Origin of the sequence: Shewanella alkalitolerans (genome assembly GCF_019457575.1) — a bacterium.
GTDB classification, from domain to species: Bacteria; Pseudomonadota; Gammaproteobacteria; order Enterobacterales; family Shewanellaceae; genus Shewanella; species Shewanella loihica.
Genome location: NZ_CP080422.1, coordinates 2,705,367 through 2,722,872 on the forward strand (window position 1 = coordinate 2,705,367; position 17,506 = coordinate 2,722,872).

Below are 17,506 nucleotides of genomic sequence, written 5' to 3' on the forward strand. Positions count from 1 at the left end.
CAAGCTCAGGCTGATATCAGAGCCAGCCTTTACGCTTGAAGAAGAAATAGGTCGAGGCCGCACTGCCAATCATCATCATGATCGCCATAGGATAACCCCACTGCCACTCAAGCTCAGGCATGTTGGCGAAGTTCATCCCGTAGGCGCTGGCAATCACGGTCGGAGGCAGGAAGATCACCGCCGCAACCGAGAAGATCTTGATGATCTTGTTTTGTTGTAGCCCACTGAAACCCATGGCCGCATCGAGCAGGAAGTTCAACTTATCGAAGATGAACTGACTGTGGGGCATCAGAGATTCGATATCCGACAACATCTCCCGCAGATCTTTCAGGTCTTCCTCGGTCAGCTTGCCGCGATAATAACGCTGCATGTAACGCAGGGAGCGCTGGGTATCGAGCAAACTCAGGCGGATCTTACCGTTGGAGTCTTCCTGCAAGGTGATCAGCTTAAACACATCGTCGAGTTCACTGCTCTCAAACACCTGCTCACCCACACTATCGAGCACAGAATAAACATCTTCGATAAGATCCGAGAGGTAATCCACCTTAAGATTGAACAGCTCCAGGAAGAGTGCCTGTGGCGTCTGTACCTCTAAGCGGCCTAATCGCAGATAGTTACGCAGTAAGCGGATCAGCCCCACATCATCTTCCCTCATGGTCACCAGAAACTGTGGACGCAGGTTAAAGGAGACGTTCACCCCTTTAACATCCTGCCCCACACGCTGGGGGAACAATGAGTTGATGTGTAGACCATCCTTGTTTTGATAGAAACGCGCCGAGGCCTCAATTTCGTTAATATCTTCCTCGTCCGGTAGCTCCTCTACCGAATAGCCCCTCAGCCATTCACGTTCGTCATCTTCAGGTTTGTAGAGATCCAGCCATAAGGTACCCTCGGGAACACTGTCTCGAATATTCAACTCGACAATGGATAACTTATTCGCTTGAAAGACATAAGCCGTGATCATAGGACCTCCTGAAAAAGACACTTAGATGAAAACGCACCACATCCAAGCGCAGGGTATAATTTGGCGTTATTCTACCGAATAACGCGCCATTGAACAGCCTAATCGACTGCTAATGAAGGGAATATAACCAAAATAAAAATGAAGCGGTGTTAAAAACCAGCCTACCTCATATTCGGCGGGGTATCGGCTATCACTATTCGCTCTTGGGTCGACAAGCGTACCTTAAGGCCATCGACTGTGGTGAAGGCATCGCTCTGTAACTCGCGTTTACGTACCTGGTAGACCTCTTTCGAGGCAGACGCCGGCGAGATAATGGTGACATACACCAGCTGATTGCCCTCTTGCCAGGACCAATACCAGTAGCCACCACTCCCCAGCAGTGCCAGGGCGGCGATACCAAAGGCAAAGTATTTAAACACGATTCGCTGACCCAATTGACTTGCCGTCGGTTGGCTGGACACCTTAGGCTTTCGAAGATAGGCGATCGCCGCGGCAATCACTAACAGAGTCACTAAAATTTTAGTTAACACGCTAAGCTCCTGGAATTAATCCACACCATTATAGAGTCTTAGCAAGCAAATTACTGTAACCCATCCCCCAGGATGCTCAAAAAGCCCAATGGCCGCTTGTAAAGTTGTCCAACTAGGCCACGAGGTGCTATAACACAGATAAATTATTCTTTTCCCGGTTTACCATGAAATCTTTAATCCATTGCCTATTCTTGATCCCACTCTTTTTTGTACAAGCGCACGCCGAAGTCACCATCACACTGCCAGATAGCGCAGAACCATTGCTGCTTAACGGTAAGGATATCACTAGCCATCAGCTGATCTCGCAAAATGGCCCGCAGCAGCTGGTCTTTAATGCCCGCGCCAGCTACCGCGAATTTGGCCAACAGAAGCGCTTCGTCTCAGAGACCCTTATCGTCACCTTCTCTGGCGATAACAATCACTATCGCGTCGCCATCCCTAAGATCAACTCACCGAAATCGGCGGAGAAATTTAACGACGCCCCCCAAATTAGCCTCACAGATACCCAAGGCAAGAATGTCGCTTACAAGATGGATAAGTTGCTAAAGGATGGAATTCAGATAGGCCGCGATTACAGCGAAGAGATAAAGGCCTACAACATGGGCCAAGGCGTTGCGGCCATAGCAATCAATCAAGCAGTCCAAGTAGCGCCTACTAGCACCTCAAACAGTGCCTCAAGCAGCGCGTCAAGCGGCGCAGCAAGCCCTGCAGCAGCCTCAACGGCCTTGGCTGCGCAGCATACCACTGCGCCACAAGGCGCTCAGCCGGCTGGCCAGGCAACGAGTCAACCAAGCACTCAGCCTGTAACTCAAACAGGCACGCCACGCCGCGATCAGATCAATGTCGGCCAGATGCTAGATTTCTGGTACGAACAGGCTGATGAAGCCACCAGAGAAGCCTTTAAAAAGCGTATAGGACTCATCGAACAGGCTCAGCGAGACGGGCACTAAGCCAGCCGTGCTGACTACTCAAGGTATCGATAGGCGGCATTACTTTCAGTGAAATAGCTTTCAGTGAAACAGCTTTCAGTGAAACAGCTTTCAGTGAAACAGCTTTAAGTGAAATAGCTTAAGCCAGCATAACGTTATGCGGCACGCTTCACGGTGGAAAGGCTATCCTGTTTCAGGAACTTAAACCCCGCCAGCCGCCCGAGGCGGTAATCCCTATCAAGCTCTGCCGTCGAACTGCCGAGTAACTTGCTCGCCAGTGCGCGGCGGGGAAATAGCTGAATGATCTCCACGCCCTCAGGTGGATTGTCGATAAAGGAAAGTGAGCGCTTATATTCGGCTTCATGGTGCAGGTAATACTCAATCGCCCTCGGGCAGCGATTCGAGCTGCAGATCCAAGACTTGAGACGATTCACCCAAGGGGTATAAGCCTGGTATTCCTCGGGCATGGTACGGATCACCACTATCTTAGTCGCCCCGCGCCGATAGGCCTCCTCCACCGGCAACGGCGCCGACAGGCCGCCATCGACATAAAAGCTGTCCTCTAAAGGCACCCCTTGGCGATAGAGAAACGGCAGCGCGCTCGACGCCTTGAGTAACTCAAGCCAGTTCTGCTTATTGGGCTGACGAAATATCGCCTGATAGTTAGAGCCATTGGTCATGCTAAAAAGCAGCCGGCGATGGCTCAATGCCCGCATCCCGGCAGACAGATCCAAGCCTAACGACTCGCCTTGCACCTGATTAAAGTACCAATCGAGATCCACAGTACTCTTTCCGGCAAGACCGCGACTCACCTTCACAAATTGCGGATCTCGGGACACCCCCTTAATCGCCTGCTTGGCAAAGCCAATCTGCCCAGTGAGATAACTCGAGAGATTCTGCGCACCAGCGGAGGTCCCGATGAGCAGCGCAAAAGGGTTATACCCCCTCTCAAGCCAGGCATCTAATACACCGGCGGTAAATATCCCCCGCTGCCCACCGCCTTCGGCGATCAGTGCCGTGTTGGCCTGAACGGGCGTAATTACTCGCTCAATCTGACTGCCCTCTCCCCTAGGAGTCAAGGATGGCCCCAGCAGAGAAAGCGAGCCGGTAGAATCAGTATTTTGAGAACCAGTGTTAGGAAAACTGGCAGTGGGAAAACCAGCATTAGGAAAGCCCGTATTAAGAGAATGCATCACAGATTTAGTGCCCCAGTTAGCCATTAGCTTCATACCCTAAATCTAAATCCCCCTAGCTCCCCTGTATAATTGAATGATCAAATCGTGCAGATAGAAAACATCTATTAACGCCCAAGTAAGCTCAAAGTAACCTATCCGAGCCTCTCACATAGAGGCGTAAGACATCTGCCAATTCAATGCTTATTAACGGATGTATTAACGGATGTATTAACAGATGGAGATAAACTGCTAGGTCGAGACCCAGCAAAAGAAATGGCGCACGCAGACGGCCTCTCACATGGGGGCGTAAGGTATCCGATTAGAACTTAACACAGGGAATAAACATTCCTGTTACTTTGTCAAAGCAAAAAAACTGTAGCAGCTGAAAATGACCTACTCGGTTCGCTTAGCGAACACATGGGGGTGAAAGTGAGGCGCTTTAAATACGCAGTATTTAGCCTCACTTGAACGCGGAGAAGCTATGCTTCGTAGCCGGAGACCCCGCTTAGCGGTGGGCGACCGCCATGGATGGCGGAAGTGTCGATATAGAAGGAGCATTTATCGACCGACGTCGGGAGTAGGCATTCATGCCTACATAAGTGAATAAGCCACCTGACTTTACTTAAGGTGGTTTCGAGAGGGTATGCCGATAATTTCATAAACCCCAAACGCAAAAAAGCCACCTTATTCAGGTGGCTTCTTCACTTAATTAGGCGCCTGGAAATGACCTACTCTCACATGGGGAGACCCCACACTACCATCGGCGCGATTGCGTTTCACTTCTGAGTTCGGGATGGGATCAGGTGGGACCACAATGCTATGATTTCCAGACAAAATTGGAAATTCGGAAAGCTATACTCTTATCTAAGAGTCAATCTGAGTTTTAGTACACGGATGTACTGTATGTCATAAATACAGGAGCAATTTATGACCTCACTTCAATCAAGTACTTTGTATTCTTTTGATTACGTAAAACCATCTTACGAAACCCTTTTGGGTTGTATGGTTAAGCCTCACGAGTCATTAGTACAGGTTAGCTCAACGCCTCACAACGCTTACACACCCTGCCTATCAACGTCCTAGTCTCGGACGGCTCTTTAGAGACCTTAAAGGTCTAGGGATGACTCATCTTAGGGCTCGCTTCCCGCTTAGATGCTTTCAGCGGTTATCGATTCCGAACGTAGCTACCGGGCAATGCCATTGGCATGACAACCCGAACACCAGCGGTTCGTCCACTCCGGTCCTCTCGTACTAGGAGCAGCTCCCTTCAATCATCCAACGCCCACGGCAGATAGGGACCGAACTGTCTCACGACGTTCTGAACCCAGCTCGCGTACCACTTTAAATGGCGAACAGCCATACCCTTGGGACCGACTTCAGCCCCAGGATGTGATGAGCCGACATCGAGGTGCCAAACACCGCCGTCGATATGAACTCTTGGGCGGTATCAGCCTGTTATCCCCGGAGTACCTTTTATCCGTTGAGCGATGGCCCTTCCATTCAGAACCACCGGATCACTATGACCTGCTTTCGCACCTGCTCGACGTGTATGTCTCGCAGTTAAGCTGGCTTATGCCATTGCACTAACCGTACGATGTCCGACCGTACTTAGCCAACCTTCGTGCTCCTCCGTTACTCTTTGGGAGGAGACCGCCCCAGTCAAACTACCCACCAGGCACTGTCCTCAACCCCGATTCAGGGGCCAGAGTTAGAACATCAACACTACAAGGGTGGTATTTCAAGGATGACTCCACGAGAACTGGCGTTCCCGCTTCAAAGTCTCCCACCTATCCTACACATGTAGGGTCAATGTTCAGTGCCAAGCTATAGTAAAGGTTCACGGGGTCTTTCCGTCTAGCCGCGGGTATACGGCATCTTCACCGCAATTTCAACTTCACTGAGTCTCGGCTGGAGACAGCGTGGCCATCATTACGCCATTCGTGCAGGTCGGAACTTACCCGACAAGGAATTTCGCTACCTTAGGACCGTTATAGTTACGGCCGCCGTTTACCGGGGCTTCGATCATGAGCTTCTCCGAAGATAACCCAATCAATTAACCTTCCGGCACCGGGCAGGCGTCACACCGTATACGTCATCTTGCGATTTTGCACAGTGCTGTGTTTTTGATAAACAGTTGCAGCCACCTGGTATCTGCGACTCCCGTCAGCTTAGAGAGCAAGTCTCATCACCAACAGGAGCGTACCTTCTCCCGAAGTTACGGTACCATTTTGCCTAGTTCCTTCAGCCGAGTTCTCTCAAGCGCCTTGGTATTCTCTACCCGACCACCTGTGTCGGTTTGGGGTACGATTCCTGCTAACCTGAAGCTTAGAAGATTTTCCTGGAAGCATGGCATCAACTACTTCATCACCGTAGTGACTCGTCATCAACTCTCAGTATTAGGTGCCCGGATTTGCCTAAGCACCCTACCTACAGCCTTAAACGCGGACAACCAACGCCGCGCTAGCCTAGCCTTCTCCGTCTCTCCATCGCAGTTAGCAGAAGTACGGGAATATTAACCCGTTTCCCATCGACTACGCCTTTCGGCCTCGCCTTAGGGGTCGACTCACCCTGCCCCGATTAACGTTGGACAGGAACCCTTGGTCTTTCGGCGAGGAGGTTTTTCACCCCCTTTATCGTTACTCATGTCAGCATTCGCACTTCTGATACCTCCAGCGTGGGTTACCCCTTCACCTTCAACGGCTTACAGAACGCTCCTCTACCGCACCAGCGCAAGCGCTAGTACCCATAGCTTCGGTGTATTGCTTAGCCCCGTTATATCTTCCGCGCAGGCCGACTCGACTAGTGAGCTATTACGCTTTCTTTAAATGATGGCTGCTTCTAAGCCAACATCCTAGCTGTCTAAGCCTTCCCACATCGTTTCCCACTTAGCAATAACTTTGGGACCTTAGCTGATGGTCTGGGTTGTTTCCCTTTTCACGACGGACGTTAGCACCCGCCGTGTGTCTCCCGAGTAGTACTCATTGGTATTCGGAGTTTGCAAAGGGTTGGTAAGTCGGGATGACCCCCTAGCCTTAACAGTGCTCTACCCCCAATGGTATTCGCTCGAGGCGCTACCTAAATAGCTTTCGAGGAGAACCAGATATCTCCCGGTTTGATTGGCCTTTCACCCCCAGCCACAAGTCATCACCGCATTTTTCAACATACGTGTGTTCGGTCCTCCAGTTGATGTTACTCAACCTTCAACCTGCCCATGGCTAGATCACCGGGTTTCGGGTCTACACCTTGCAACTAAACGCGCAGTTAACACTCGGTTTCCCTACGGCTCCGCTATTCGCTTAACCTCGCTACAAAATGTAAGTCGCTGACCCATTATACAAAAGGTACGCAGTCACGGTCTCAAGAACCGCTCCCACTGCTTGTACGTATACGGTTTCAGGTTCTATTTCACTCCCCTCACAGGGGTTCTTTTCGCCTTTCCCTCACGGTACTGGTTCACTATCGGTCAGTCAGGAGTATTTAGCCTTGGAGGATGGTCCCCCCATATTCGAACAAGATATCACGTGTCCCGTCCTACTCGTTTTCACCTAAAGTTAGTTTTCATGTACGGGGCTATCACCCTGTATCGCTGTGCTTTCCAACACATTCCACTAACACCCTCTAGGCTTAAGGGCTAATCCCCGTTCGCTCGCCGCTACTAGGGGAATCTCGGTTGATTTCTTTTCCTAAGGGTACTTAGATGTTTCAGTTCCCCTCGTTCGCCTCACTAAGCTATGTATTCACTTAGTGATGACACCTTATGGTGCCGGGTTTCCCCATTCGGACATCGTTAGCTCAAATGCTTGTTACTAGCTCGCCAACGCTTTTCGCAAGTTACTACGTCCTTCATCGCCTCTGACTGCCAAGGCATCCACCGTATACGCTTAGTCACTTAACCATACAACCCAAATGAGTTTCATCTGAGCTGCATCGCAACTAACGGTTTCTACTTTCGCCAAAAGAATACTCAAGTCACTTGATTAAAGTGTGTTTTGAGAACTCAATTATTTTTCGCAATAACCTTTCGGTTATTACTATCAGCTTTCCAAATTTTTAAAGAACGACCTCCACGGATGGTGGAAGTGTCGAAAATCGTATGGAACGATTTCGACCGGGCTTAAAAAAGCCAAAGATAAATTCTGCATTTATCTTTGGCATCTCTAACCATAACTGCATGCTCTCTTTAAGAGCAAATGGTGGAGCTATGCGGGATCGAACCGCAGACCTCCTGCGTGCAAGGCAGGCGCTCTCCCAGCTGAGCTATAGCCCCATTACATGCAGCGAACAAAGTATACATTTGCCAATTCGAGTTGAAACAAGGCATGTATTGAGGACGTTTAGCCTGCTAAACGACGAAATACATAACGCAGTATCAACGAAGAATTGGTGGGTCAGAGTGGACTTGAACCACCGACCTCACCCTTATCAGGGGTGCGCTCTAACCAGCTGAGCTACAGACCCATTTATACTTGTTTCTTTGCTCCATCGCGTTGTTGTTTTTCATTACTCACTCAGTCATGTAGCTATCTACATTCCTTCGTTAGTAATTCAAACGCCTAGCGCTGAAACAAATTAACAGCGTCTAAATAGACGTGTATATCTTTGCTCTATCTTTCTATCAAGTAATCTGTGTGAACACTCAAAAGGTACACGGATGTACCGAATGTCGAAAATGCAGGAGCAATTTTCGACCAAGTATCAATTCAATCGTATAGGTAAGGAGGTGATCCAGCCCCAGGTTCCCCTAGGGCTACCTTGTTACGACTTCACCCCAGTCATGAACCACACCGTGGTAAACGCCCTCCCGAAGGTTAAGCTATCTACTTCTGGTGCAGCCCACTCCCATGGTGTGACGGGCGGTGTGTACAAGGCCCGGGAACGTATTCACCGTGGCATTCTGATCCACGATTACTAGCGATTCCGACTTCATGGAGTCGAGTTGCAGACTCCAATCCGGACTACGACCGGCTTTGTGAGATTAGCTCCACCTCGCGGCTTCGCAACCCTCTGTACCGACCATTGTAGCACGTGTGTAGCCCTACTCGTAAGGGCCATGATGACTTGACGTCGTCCCCACCTTCCTCCGGTTTATCACCGGCAGTCTCCCTAAAGTTCCCGGCATTACCCGCTGGCAAGTAAGGATAAGGGTTGCGCTCGTTGCGGGACTTAACCCAACATTTCACAACACGAGCTGACGACAGCCATGCAGCACCTGTCTCAGAGTTCCCGAAGGCACCAATCCATCTCTGGAAAGTTCTCTGGATGTCAAGAGTAGGTAAGGTTCTTCGCGTTGCATCGAATTAAACCACATGCTCCACCGCTTGTGCGGGCCCCCGTCAATTCATTTGAGTTTTAACCTTGCGGCCGTACTCCCCAGGCGGTCTACTTAATGCGTTAGCTTGAGAACCCAGTGTTCAAGACACCAAATTCCGAGTAGACATCGTTTACGGCGTGGACTACCAGGGTATCTAATCCTGTTTGCTCCCCACGCTTTCGTACCTGAGCGTCAGTCTTTGTCCAGGGGGCCGCCTTCGCCACCGGTATTCCTTCAGATCTCTACGCATTTCACCGCTACACCTGAAATTCTACCCCCCTCTACAAGACTCTAGTTGACCAGTTCGAAATGCAGTTCCCAGGTTAAGCCCGGGGCTTTCACATCTCGCTTAATCAACCGCCTGCGTACGCTTTACGCCCAGTAATTCCGATTAACGCTTGCACCCCTCGTATTACCGCGGCTGCTGGCACGAAGTTAGCCGGTGCTTCTTCTGCGAGTAACGTCACAGCTAACGGGTATTAACCGTTAACCTTTCCTCCTCGCTGAAAGTGCTTTACAACCCGAAGGCCTTCTTCACACACGCGGCATGGCTGCATCAGGCTTGCGCCCATTGTGCAATATTCCCCACTGCTGCCTCCCGTAGGAGTCTGGGCCGTGTCTCAGTCCCAGTGTGGCTGATCATCCTCTCAGAACAGCTAGGGATCGTCGCCTAGGTGAGCCATTACCTCACCTACTAGCTAATCCCACCTAGGTACATCCAATCGCGAAAGGCCCGAAGGTCCCCTTCTTTCCCCCGTAGGGCGTATGCGGTATTAGCAGTCGTTTCCAACTGTTATCCCCCTCGACTGGGCAGTTCCCTAGGCATTACTCACCCGTCCGCCGCTCGTCATCTTCAAAAGCAAGCTTTTGAAATGTTACCGCTCGACTTGCATGTGTTAGGCCTGCCGCCAGCGTTCAATCTGAGCCATGATCAAACTCTTCAATTAAAAGTTTTTGTATTTGGCTTGCGCCAAACGACTCAATGAATTCTACTGTTTCTCATTCACTGCGTTCACAAAGAAGCAGTAAACTTGATACTTACATTTCTGTAAGACATATTGCTATGAACACTCATTATCTCTAATGAGAAATTGCATTGAGATTTAAATCGTTTTCGATTAACTCAATACCTGTGAGTGTCCACACAGATTACTTGATAAATTGTTAAAGAGCGTGCCCATGCTGGCTTAAACACCTCATGAGCGCTAGCACATCTCGGCAGTTCCAAGTGGCTAGGGCTGCGTATTCTACTCAGGGCGACCGAGGCGTCAAGGCCTTTTCTCAGATTGTTTTATAAATTCGGATCAAATGCTCAAACATCGAACAATATGACGAATTAGCCATCAGAAAAGGCACATTTTGAGGAATGATATAGTGATTTTCGGTCACTAGGTTCGTCTAATCTGGTCGAGATAAACGAGCAAAAAGGCGATTCTGACTAGATTCGCCCATCAAAGGCATATAAAGGCGACTTAATAGCTATTAATAACCATAGATAATACATTCATCAGATAACGACTTAATCCGATAATGACTTCATCACTAGCTTATAAGGACTTGTAACTAGTATAGCGACGCCAGGTAAGTCGGCACATCGGCGATAGAGTCTAAAACGACAGTAGCCGCGGCGATGGCTTCATCTGTTACCGTTTTGCCGGTGCGCACTAAGATACGGGTCGGTACCCCTGCCGCCTCGGCGGCCAACATATCGTCACGCTTGTCCCCCACCATGACAGAGCGACTCAAGACTATTTTCAAAAATTGCGCTCACTCTTGAAATTGCCTGGCTCAAGCTCAGGGTTTGGCTTATGACTATCACAGTGCACTTCCTTACCCTATTGCTTGTTTGCCCTATACTTAAACTCTTCAGCAGGCTACGCATTTGTAAATACTTTAACTACCACTTATGACTGCAATAGATCTCTCTTAAAGTGTCTTAAAAAACGAGTAAGACCGATAATGCCTCAGCCAAGCATTAGCTAAAGCAAGAGTCTAGTTAGCTGACCTGATTGTTAATTCATTTTAGAAGCCAATGCTATTTTAAGATTTTTCTGTGCACGCTCAAAATAAGTAGGTGAAGTGTCTATCGCTTGCTTAAACATAGTGATCGCATGCTCATACTTTCCTTCTAACATTAAGAAGTAACCCAGATCATTTAATGCATCTGCTTTGGACATTGTCTGCTCAAAACTAGCCAAGGCTTTTCGATACAAACCTTGGCGTATGTAGACCAGGCCTAAATTTGACCATGCTCGATTAAAACTAGGATCGGCTCTTAATGCCTGCTTAAGATAGACTTCTGATTTTTCGTAGTCTCCAACTAGGTAAAATGAATAACCTAAATTAGTCGCAATTACTGATGATTGGGGCTGAAACGCTAAGACCAACAAAAAATAGGTCCTCGCCATCTGATGATAATTCTCAAGGTCTTCTAAAATCCCCAATGCGTTATACACTCTTAAAGGAGACAGCTCATCCAAAGCAATATACCCAGTATTAGCAGCGGCATTCTTCTGCTCTGCTAATCTTTGTTGATCGAGCAAGACAGTCTTTTCAAGATGTTTTCGTGCCAAAGTGTATTGACGCTGGTCAATCTCAAGAATCCCTAATTCTGCATTGGCTAACTTGTGCTCTGGAGCAATAGTCAGAGCTTCGTTATACGCTTTAAACGCAATATCTTGATTACCTTTAGCCAAGTTAATTCGAGCAATTTGATAGAAAGTATCGGCATTGTTCTGATTAAAATCTAACGCTTGAATATAAGCATAAAGCGCCTTATCCAGATCTCCTGCTCGCTCTGCATCGATGGCTCGTTTGAGTGCATCCTGCTCAGACATTGGCGCACTCGCTCCCAAAGTTACTTGAGACTGCCCTTTATATAGATCTTGACGCTGAGGTTGGGGAGATATTTGAGCTTCCTCATTGGTAGATGCGCAGCCACACAGAATGAGTAAAAAAACCAACACGACAACTGTCAATTGCCGCGATCTCCCGTAGTTAATTTCCATAAACTCGCTCCTTAGTTTATTTAAAGCACAGCATATTGCCCCATTCCAAATTTAGAAAGCTTGCCCCCAGACTTTCATCACTTTAAGCACTGCCGGACCCACGGCAACAATAAAGAAAGAGGGCCATATACAAAACATCATCGGAAATATCATTTTCACGGCCATCTTTGCCGCTTGTTCTTCGGCTTGTTGCAAGCGTTTGTCACGATATTCCTCCGAAAATACCCTTAGAGTGGCTGCAATCCCAGTACCTAATCTTATGCTTTGTGAGATAGCCGAATTGAGTCCCTTAATATCCTCCAGACCTGTGCGTTCTGTAAACTCATTCAAGGCGACTTTTACTGTCAGCCCCGCTCGTATTTTATTACACACCAATTCAAGTTCACTGGACAGATCGGGATGACTCAATGAAAGCTCTCTGGCTACACGCTGTAAGGCAGCAAGAAGCCCTAATCCGGCCTCACAACAGACAACCAGCAGATCAAGTGCATCTGGAAACCCTACCCGCAATGCTCGCATACGTTTATTGGCCATATAGGTCAAAATCAACGAAGGAGCTAAAAAGACCCCCCCCATAATCAAACATACTAAATAGATGCTGATCATGGCGGACAACTCATTTAAATATTGAAGAAGAACGATAGAAATCCCTGCACCAATCAAGAGTAACAAGAGCCTAATTGCACTAAATACCGCTAATGCGTTATCTGAATGCAAACCTGCATGTATTAGTAACCGACGAGTTTCATCATTAGATAAATTCAAAAAAGAAAACTTACTTAACTTTCCAATTCCATGTTCTAAGGTCTTGTTGACATCGCTCTGCTCATCCGTTCCTGAGCTAGTTTGATCACCAGCAATATGCTGTAAACGTTTTCTTACAGGCGAATAAACACCGCTAATTAGAAATGAAACTGATAGCGCGAGAGTTATGCCAACTATCGCTGCGACAATATATATCGCCCATTCAACATGTTTCGGATCATCAAAAACCTGGTTAATAAGCCCTATTAAGTAATCCATATCACATATCAATCCTAATCAATTTACTGATCCAAAGCCCACCGAGGGTCATGCCAATCGCGCCCCATACTAATAAACGACGCCCATCTTCAGTTCCCGTGAGTTCGCCAACATAACTAGGTGTCTGTATGTAAATCACCGCAAAGAGTACGAAAGGCAATAAAATTAAGATCCAAGCAGAAAGTCTTCCCTCTGCCGAAAGGGTTCTCACACGTCGACGAAACATAAAACGCTTACGAATAACTTGCGATAAGTTCTCAATATTTTCCGCTAAATTACCGCCCGTTTCTTTCTGCACCATGACCGCACTTGCAAATGCCATTGCAGATACACTTGGTACACGTTCAATAAATCCGAGAATGGCTCTTTTAGTGTCTTTGCTGTAATTGATGTTTGCAAACATTAGACTAAACTCTTTGGCCAGTGGACCGTCCATTTCTTCAGTCACTAACTTAATTGCATCAGAAAAGGAATAGCCGGCTTGCAAAGCTCGCCTTAACACATCAAGTGCATCAGGAAAACTTGCTTCAATGGCATCCATCCTTTTAGCAGTATCCTTATTAAGTTTGAAAAAGAACAACATAAATACCATCAAAATGGCGAACACCGTCATTAATGGTTCCCGCATGTACCACCAGCTCCCCCCCCCGACCAAGCCGGCTATCAACAGTGCCAATAGCAAGAATTGATGGCCTAACAACCGATAATCAGCAAGCTCGAGTCGATAGCTCAAATCTTCGATAAAACCTACATGCTCTAATGCTCGCCCTATCGCGCCCACTTTACTTAAACGATTTTTTCTAAGTAACGAAGTCTCTAGCACACCATCACCAGACTCTTGCGATAACTTCTGTAAGCGTTTACGAACTTGCGCTGTTTTAGCGCGCTGTGGACTATATACAGGTAGAAATAAGGCCTGAGAAAGGAAAATAACAGCGATAAATATTAGCCCTAAAAATATCATTTCATTAGAAAGCATAAATTAAGCTCCTAAAACTTAGCGAAAGGATCACCACAATTAAACAACTTATAGGATAGATCGATCCCATGCTGTTTCAGTTTAGAATGAAAACCCGGTATAACTCCTGTCGCTTCAAAACGGCCCTTAATTTGGCGATGTTCATCGATACCTTCACGAGTAAAACGGAATATTTCAGACATCGTAATGATGTCCCCCTCCATTCCATTAATTTCCTGAATGCTAATTACACGCCTGTGCCCGTCTTCTTGTCGCTCAAGTTGAACCACCAAATCTATCGCTGAGGCGATCTGAGTTCTAATATTATTCACAGGCATATCGAACCCAGCCATGCAGACCATGTATTCTAATCTGCCTAGTGCATCTCGAGGGCTATTGGCATGCAATGTAGTGAGTGATCCTTCGTGGCCAGTATTCATTGCGGTGAGCATGTCTAATGCTTCACCTCCACGAACCTCACCCACTACAATTCGATCTGGTCGCATACGCAAACAGTTCTTAACGAGATCTCGCTGAGTCACCTCTCCACGACCTTCAATATTTTGCGGACGCGTCTCTAATCTAACGGTATGCGGCTGTTGTAATTGGAGTTCGGCAGAATCCTCAATGGTTACAATACGTTCATCAGATGGAATATAGCCTGACAACATGTTAAGTAATGTTGTTTTACCACTACCTGTTCCGCCCGAAACCAATACATTTAACTTTCCCTTTACGACGCCTTGGAGAAGCTCGACCATTTCAGCTGTAATTGACCCATAATCGATCAACTCTTTTGCTGTCAATTTATCGACTGAAAAACGTCGAATAGAAAGCGAAGGGCCGTCTAAGGCCAAGGGAGGAATAATGGCATTAACCCTTGAGCCATCTGCCAATCGAGCATCAACCATAGGCGAGGACTCATCAATACGACGACCGACACTGGAAACAATACGATCAATAATATTAAGAAGATGAGCATTACTATGGAACTTAATATTAACATGCTCTAACTTACCATGGCGTTCAACATATACCCGATCAAAAGAGTTCACTAAAATATCAGATATAGTCGGATCTGCTAATAACGTCTCTAATGGCCCCAAACCCAACACTTCATCTATAATAAGTTTTATTAGTTTTTTTCTAGAAGCAAGGTTAATAGGAATGTGCAACTCATTTATAAGTCGTTCACATATTTCACTTATTTGACTACGCGCTTGTTCAGCAGAAACAGTTTCAATTAATGATAGATCCATCACACCTAGTAGCTTATCGTACAACCTAATTTTTAGCTGTTGTTCTTCAACGCTCAAGGGTTGATAACTTTCTTTAGCAGCCAAACTCTTATTATCCATCATTTGGTCCCTCAATCAATTATCCTAATAAACGCGCCCAGAAACCTTTAGCTTTATCTTCTTTACTACCGTTTGCAGGAATTAATTTTTGTGTTAAGTCGACCAAATCAAGATACATTCTCTGTTTTTTAGCTATTTCTGTGATGGGACGACCTAAATCTTCACATTGACTCGCTAATTTATAATCATTTTCTACAACAAAGACAGAATCTACACCAATCGCATTTTTAACATCATTCAATTTGATTTGCGCATCCGACCTATCATACCTATTAACCAATATATGAACCCTGTCTTTATCAATGGCCAAATGATTAATCAGTTGCAAAATAAGAGCCTTCGCCTCTCTAATCATTATTAAATTCTGTTGCACTACAATCAAAATATCTGCATTGCGGAGCAGTTCAATATTCCAATACTCTGGCCCACGTGAATAATCCAAAATAACCTGATCATTATATTGGCGACATTTCCAGATTAGATCATATATATTTTCCAGCTTAACATCGTTATGCAAATTCAATAATGAAAAAGGAGCTGCGGCAAGTAAATGTAATTTACCTTTCGATATCATTGCACTACGTAATGCTACCTCATCAAGATCATCCAACGCCTGTAAAGCATCAACAAGATAGTAATTGGGTTCTACACCTAAAATATGGGCCAACGCTCCATGATGTAAGTCGGTATCCAATAAAGCTACATCCATATCACCACGCTGAGCAGCAATGGCCGCAAGACTTGATGCAATAAAACTGGCACCAGACCCTCCTTTCCCGTTAACCACTGCTAATACAGGAGAAAGCTCGGCCTTGGAGCTTAACCGCTGCGCAACATTTTTAAGCGCAGTGATCAATTCAATATCGGGCGCATCCATAGGGATAAAGTCACTCACTCCATACTGAAATGCGTGCCGTATTACTTCTTGAGGAGTATCCCTCCCTAAAATAATTACCTCAGACTTATAACCAGCAGCACATGCTAATGCTTGTTGAGCTAATGCCTCTTCATTAGGGATCACCAACAAAATTAGGTTAAACGACTTACCTGAAGCATCAGCATTTTTACTCCCGGTTAAATCCGTGGTCTTTTCCCAATGTAAATTGACACATTGCGTTAAATTGGCCTCAATCTTTGGCAAAAATTCTTTTTGCACGTCTATTAACAAGACATTCAGCGGAGAAGGCATGTAAAAATCCATTTTCCCCTCCAAACTTGAAGCACTACTTGATGCGCTAGTGAATAATTTCAATGGTTTTTCCATACAATCAACCTTGAGTTACGACAACAATCCCTATCATTACTATAGTCGCTATTTCGAAGAGTCATCATATTAATATTGAATTATTGGCAGACAGTGGTTCCTCCAGGAAAAACTCCCAAACTCTCTCGCGGGAGCGTAGTAGTGAATACTGGCGAGTTCAGGCTAAGATGTAATCCAGGTATCCATAAATCATGCCGATAGTTCTTAATTTCAGCTTTGACAAACTCTATATCGGCACCTGTTGCAGAGTCACCATTTCCCAGGAGAAAGCTAATATCTAAGTTATCTGCTGTTAAATTTGGAACTAAATCCCTGCCATTAAACAAGGCTAAACTATCTATATTTGTTGTCGGTTGACAGACAACAGCTAATCTCGCCGCACGACGTGAGGCTTCTTGCAATACACTATAAGTATACAACAACCTCCCAACCTCAATTGCAGCAAATAATAAGAGAAAAAAAACAGCCGCAACAATAGCAAACTCAACAGTATAGATACCTTTTACTCTATTCATAATGCTGTGACCGCATAGTTTGTTTTAAGATTAAAACTAAGATCAACTTCATTACCTAAGCCAAAAGTTGTAAGTTTTTCCCCCAATATAGGTTGCCAGTTGTAGGAAACAGAAATAACCAATCTCCGACTGCCTACGGGAATTTCACTAATATTAATATCTGCCGCACTTAATCCCTTTAAGAGCGGGTCTGTCCCTCCACTCGTCTTTCCATAAATAAGTAAATTTTTGGTTTCTGAAATACAGTTACCACATTCGGCATCAATCAATGGATAAGGAAGGTTCGATGTTTGCCGAGTATCAGCGTGAGCCCCTAAATACAATCCAGCGTCACGGACTAACTTAGTCAAGGTATTATACTGAAACAAAAAACGGCCCAACTCTCCTGTTGCAAAAACCAGTAGTAACATAAAAGGCAAAAGAATGGTCATCTCAACTGCCGCGACGCCCTTTTGTAACGAAAAGTTCATT

At 46.3% G+C, this 17,506-nt stretch carries 11 protein-coding genes, 2 tRNA genes, 3 rRNA genes and 1 pseudogene; 1 reads left to right on the forward strand and 16 read right to left on the reverse strand.

Going from position 1 to position 17,506, the window contains the following annotated elements; all coding sequences use genetic code 11:
• Window positions 1-16 precede the first annotated feature (16 nt).
• Window positions 17-964 (reverse strand): magnesium/cobalt transporter CorA, encoded by a 948-nt coding sequence (corA, locus tag K0J45_RS12005; protein ID WP_220042729.1) that lies wholly within the window; start codon window positions 962-964, stop codon window positions 17-19.
• A gap of 161 nt (window positions 965-1,125) precedes the next feature.
• Window positions 1,126-1,494 (reverse strand): hypothetical protein, encoded by a 369-nt coding sequence (locus K0J45_RS12010; protein ID WP_220042730.1) that lies wholly within the window; start codon window positions 1,492-1,494, stop codon window positions 1,126-1,128.
• A 191-nt stretch (window positions 1,495-1,685) separates the two neighbouring features.
• Here K0J45_RS12010 and K0J45_RS12015 point away from each other — a divergent pair, with 191 nt between their 5' ends.
• Complete coding sequence (locus tag K0J45_RS12015) at window positions 1,686-2,444, forward strand: DUF2057 domain-containing protein (RefSeq protein ID WP_220042731.1); 759 nt, start codon at window positions 1,686-1,688, stop codon at window positions 2,442-2,444.
• 134 nt (window positions 2,445-2,578) lie between these two features.
• Here the strand turns inward: K0J45_RS12015 and K0J45_RS12020 are convergent, their stop codons facing one another.
• The 14 genes and pseudogenes from K0J45_RS12020 to K0J45_RS12085 all read right to left on the reverse strand — a co-directional run bounded on the left by K0J45_RS12020 (window position 2,579) and on the right by K0J45_RS12085 (window position 17,505).
• Entirely contained in the window at window positions 2,579-3,502 is a 924-nt protein-coding gene (locus K0J45_RS12020; RefSeq protein WP_258406678.1) for a patatin-like phospholipase family protein, read from the reverse strand.
• Window positions 3,503-4,313: 811 nt separating this feature from the next.
• Window positions 4,314-4,429 (reverse strand): 5S ribosomal RNA (rrf, locus tag K0J45_RS12025).
• A 171-nt stretch (window positions 4,430-4,600) separates the two neighbouring features.
• Window positions 4,601-7,493: ribosomal RNA gene (locus tag K0J45_RS12030) — 23S ribosomal RNA — on the reverse strand.
• A 296-nt stretch (window positions 7,494-7,789) separates the two neighbouring features.
• A tRNA-Ala gene (locus tag K0J45_RS12035) sits at window positions 7,790-7,865 on the reverse strand.
• A 114-nt stretch (window positions 7,866-7,979) separates the two neighbouring features.
• Window positions 7,980-8,056: transfer RNA gene (locus tag K0J45_RS12040), tRNA-Ile, on the reverse strand.
• A 255-nt stretch (window positions 8,057-8,311) separates the two neighbouring features.
• Window positions 8,312-9,856, reverse strand: a 16S ribosomal RNA gene (locus K0J45_RS12045).
• The 16S, 23S and 5S rRNA genes sit together here with 2 tRNA genes alongside, the layout of an rRNA operon.
• A gap of 616 nt (window positions 9,857-10,472) precedes the next feature.
• Window positions 10,473-10,696 (reverse strand): annotated as a pseudogene (locus K0J45_RS12050) (HAD hydrolase-like protein); the annotation flags it as partial.
• Between the two features lie 225 nt (window positions 10,697-10,921).
• The gene (locus K0J45_RS12055) at window positions 10,922-11,917 is read right to left on the reverse strand and encodes a tetratricopeptide repeat protein (protein WP_220042732.1); all 996 of its coding nucleotides are present in this window, start codon (window positions 11,915-11,917) and stop codon (window positions 10,922-10,924) included.
• A 51-nt stretch (window positions 11,918-11,968) separates the two neighbouring features.
• Window positions 11,969-12,940, reverse strand: a complete 972-nt coding sequence (locus K0J45_RS12060; protein ID WP_220042733.1) for a type II secretion system F family protein — start codon at window positions 12,938-12,940, stop codon at window positions 11,969-11,971.
• 1 nt (window position 12,941) lies between these two features.
• The gene (locus K0J45_RS12065) at window positions 12,942-13,919 is read right to left on the reverse strand and encodes a type II secretion system F family protein (protein WP_220042734.1); all 978 of its coding nucleotides are present in this window, start codon (window positions 13,917-13,919) and stop codon (window positions 12,942-12,944) included.
• Between the two features lie 11 nt (window positions 13,920-13,930).
• A complete protein-coding gene (locus tag K0J45_RS12070; RefSeq protein ID WP_220045293.1) occupies window positions 13,931-15,256 on the reverse strand; it encodes a TadA family conjugal transfer-associated ATPase in 1,326 nt (441 codons plus the stop codon).
• A gap of 19 nt (window positions 15,257-15,275) precedes the next feature.
• Window positions 15,276-16,520, reverse strand: a complete 1,245-nt coding sequence (locus tag K0J45_RS12075; protein WP_220042735.1) for a CpaE/TadZ family protein — start codon at window positions 16,518-16,520, stop codon at window positions 15,276-15,278.
• Between the two features lie 80 nt (window positions 16,521-16,600).
• The gene (locus K0J45_RS12080) at window positions 16,601-17,035 is read right to left on the reverse strand and encodes a TadE/TadG family type IV pilus assembly protein (protein WP_220042736.1); all 435 of its coding nucleotides are present in this window, start codon (window positions 17,033-17,035) and stop codon (window positions 16,601-16,603) included.
• The gene (locus K0J45_RS12085; RefSeq protein WP_220042737.1) at window positions 17,032-17,505 is read right to left on the reverse strand and encodes a TadE family protein; all 474 of its coding nucleotides are present in this window, start codon (window positions 17,503-17,505) and stop codon (window positions 17,032-17,034) included. Before K0J45_RS12085 ends, K0J45_RS12080 begins: the two co-directional genes overlap by 4 nt.
• Between the last annotated feature and the right edge of the window lies 1 nt (window position 17,506).